The following is a 2,894-nucleotide window of genomic DNA, read 5'->3' as shown; positions in this document are numbered from 1 at the left end:
ACTGATTGCGGAAGCCGAGCCCGAGGTGCGGGAAGACCGGGAGCTTTTCGCCGACTGGCTGCGGAGGAAGACGCGGCGGTTCATTCAGAAGAAGCTGGAGCGCCGCCCGCTGGTTGTGCCGGTCATCTACGAGCTGTAGAGCGCGCTTCCCCTACCCCCCTCTCCCCGTGGGAGCGGCTCGCCGACGGGGATGGGGGTGAGGGCTACTTCAGAAAAAAGGGAGGGGCAACCGACCCTCCCGCGGCTGGGCGCAAAACAAGCAACGGCGGGGCCCTACTCCAGCATCTCCTCGTCCTCGGAGCGCCAGGCGGGGTCCACGATGCACAGAAACACGAAGGGCTCCGAGCCGCCGGAGTTGTCCACCCACTGCACCGTACCGGGCGGAATCTCCACGGCGTCCCCCTGCTCGATCACGGCCGACTCCTCGTCCAGGTGGACGACCGCGTGGCCCTCGACGACGAAATAGAGCTCGTGTGTTTTCAGGCGGTGCTTTTTCGACTTGTGGCCCGGTAGGAGAATCGCCTCGGCCAGGCTGTAACGCCCGGTGAAGCCCCCGTCGCAACCGGGGTTGACCAGCTCGCGCAGGTGAACCCCGTCGCCGGCGACGACCTTCTTCGAATTCATCAAGGACTTGATGCGCATGAACCCTCCCGCCATCGGCCAAAAAACGAGATTACCCGTCCCCCGGCGGGCTGTCAAGTTTCTGCTCGGTTGTCTGGCCGTCGTTCTCATCGCCGGCTGCGCCGCGACACCGAAAGAGCTGGTCGCCGACTACCTCTCCGACGACCCAGACGTATCCGGCCGGGCGGAGCGAGACCTACTGGCCCTGGACGGAGAGGCCGTGCCCGCGCTGGTGGACGCCTTCGTCGCCGGGGAGAACCGGGAGAAGACGGGGCGCCTCCTGGCGCGATTCGGGGAAAAGGCCGTCGAGCCGCTGGCCGGTCTCCTAGGTTCCGACAATCCGTCGCTCGCCGCCGACGCGGCCTGGGTGCTGGGCCAGACGGGCGCCCCCGCCGTGGGGCCGCTCATCGGGGCGCTCGAGTCCGGGACGGGGAGCCCCGCCGATCCGGCCGCCGCCCTGGGCGCCATCGGCGGACCGGCCTGGGCGCCGATGCTGGCCCTCTTCGATTCAACGGAAGATGAAAATCTCAAGGGCATCCTGGCCGCCGCCTTCTTCACCTCGGGAGACGCCGACCTGGCGGAGATGCTTCGGCCGCGCGTCGGCGACCCCCGATTCGGCGACGCCTTCCTCTCCACCGTCGTCGCCCACACTCCGCCGAAAGTACTCGCCGAGAAGGTGAACGCCGGAACCGCCTGGCGCATCCTCACCTTCGTACCGCTGGAGCCTCTGGTGGGGCCGGTTTCCGAGCTCGTCCCGGAGCTCACCCCGGAGCTGCTCGACGAACTGGCCCGGACGGCGGGCAATCGTGACAAGCCCTTCTTCGAGCGCAACCTGGTCCGGATGCACCTCGCCGGTGTCGCGGGAAAGTGGAGCGAAGCCGCGTCCTACGGCGCCGACCCCTTCGAGACGCTGGTCGTCTCCTACCAAGCCGAGCGGGAAAATCCCGGGAACTCCGACCTCCTCCGCGTGGCGCTTCTGCACCACGGGGGTCTGTACCTCAAATATCTGATTGACGGCGCCGAGGCCCTGGCGGACTCGGAGTTCGAGCAGGCGCAACGTCTGAGCTTCCTCGCCGGCGAGGTTACCCAGGTCATCGAGGAGCTCACGAACGCCGCCCGTCAGGCCGATTGAGGCCCGCGAACGGCTCTTCGATTTCTCCACCTGGCCTTTGAAAGCCCGTCTGTGCTAACATTCCCCGAAAACACCAGCTCGAAAGGCGCCGAGATGAGCCAGGAACTACTCGCCTACGTCCGGGTCATCGAGGATTTTCCGAAACCCGGCATCAGCTTCAAGGACATCACCACCCTCATCGGCCACCCCGATGGGTTCTCCAGAACGCTGGACGAGCTGGAGGCTCTGCACAAGGGCGACCCGCCGGACGTGGTCGCGGGAATAGAGAGCCGGGGGTTCATCTTCGGCGCCGCGCTGGCGGACCGCTTCGGCTGCGGCCTGGCACTCATCCGCAAGGCGGGCAAGCTCCCCGCCGCCACATATTCCGCCAGCTACGAGCTGGAATACGGCACCGCCACCATCGAGGTGCACCGGGACGCCTTCGGGCCGGGGCAAAGGGTGCTCCTGGTGGACGACCTCCTCGCCACGGGGGGAACGGCACAGGCCGCGGCGGGGCTCATCGAGAAGGCCGGCGCCCGGGTCCTGGCCGTGGACTTCGTCATCGAGCTGGATTTCCTGAAAGGGCGGGAGAAGCTGAAAGGGTACACGGTCAACACGCTGATTCACGCATAGCCTCCCGGGATGGGGGGGCTGACCGGTGACCGAATCTCGCACGCTGCGTCTACTTATCGAACTTCGAATAATTAACCTCGTGTGACTGCCCCCTCAAGATTGAGGGGATCGGGGGAGAAGGATTTCAAACGGAAATCTGGCCCCGCACGCGGCGCAGAATTAGCAAATTTCAACAATGTCCCATCGCGACTGCGCCCCCCAAGACTGGGGGGGATGGGGGTTAAAGCGTATTAATCGGAAACCAAGCCCCGCACGCGGCGCAAAATAAAATAATTACTCTAAGTTCCCATCGCGACTGCGCCCCCCAAGACTGGGGGGGATGGGGGGGGTGAGGGCCTGTAGCTCAGTGGATAGAGCAGCGGTTGCCTAAACCGCGTGCCGGAGGTTCGATTCCTCTCAGGCCCACCAGCGTGAAGCTGGACACGGATCCGCGGTTCACATCTCCTGTATTCTAGGATTTAGTGCCGCGAGCGACGCTCCATTAAAGAAAAGAGTTATATCAGCTTGAAGCTGGACACGGATCCGCGGT

General features: G+C 65.1%; 3 protein-coding genes and 1 tRNA gene. 3 read left to right on the top strand and 1 reads right to left on the bottom strand.

Annotated elements, in window-relative coordinates; translation table 11 throughout:
- Positions 1-273 precede the first annotated feature (273 nt).
- Positions 274-642 carry a cupin domain-containing protein gene (locus tag NTW26_04960; protein ID MCX7021618.1) on the bottom strand — a complete coding sequence of 123 codons (369 nt, stop codon included), beginning with the start codon at positions 640-642 and terminating at the stop codon, positions 274-276.
- On the opposite strand from NTW26_04960, the gene NTW26_04955 reads away from it, so the two are divergent.
- From NTW26_04955 to NTW26_04945, 3 genes are all read left to right on the top strand, one after another.
- Complete coding sequence (locus tag NTW26_04955; protein ID MCX7021617.1) at positions 635-1,753, top strand: hypothetical protein; 1,119 nt, start codon at positions 635-637, stop codon at positions 1,751-1,753. The genes NTW26_04960 and NTW26_04955 overlap by 8 nt on opposite strands.
- Positions 1,754-1,846: 93 nt before the next feature.
- The gene (locus tag NTW26_04950) at positions 1,847-2,365 is read left to right on the top strand and encodes an adenine phosphoribosyltransferase (protein ID MCX7021616.1); all 519 of its coding nucleotides are present in this window, start codon (positions 1,847-1,849) and stop codon (positions 2,363-2,365) included.
- A gap of 332 nt (positions 2,366-2,697) precedes the next feature.
- Positions 2,698-2,773: transfer RNA gene (locus NTW26_04945), tRNA-Arg, on the top strand.
- The last annotated feature ends 121 nt before the right edge of the window (positions 2,774-2,894 follow it).

This window comes from bacterium (genome assembly GCA_026398675.1).
In the GTDB taxonomy this organism is placed as follows: domain Bacteria; phylum RBG-13-66-14; class RBG-13-66-14; order RBG-13-66-14; family RBG-13-66-14; genus RBG-13-66-14.
This window is presented reverse-complemented; position numbering and strand designations above follow the sequence as displayed.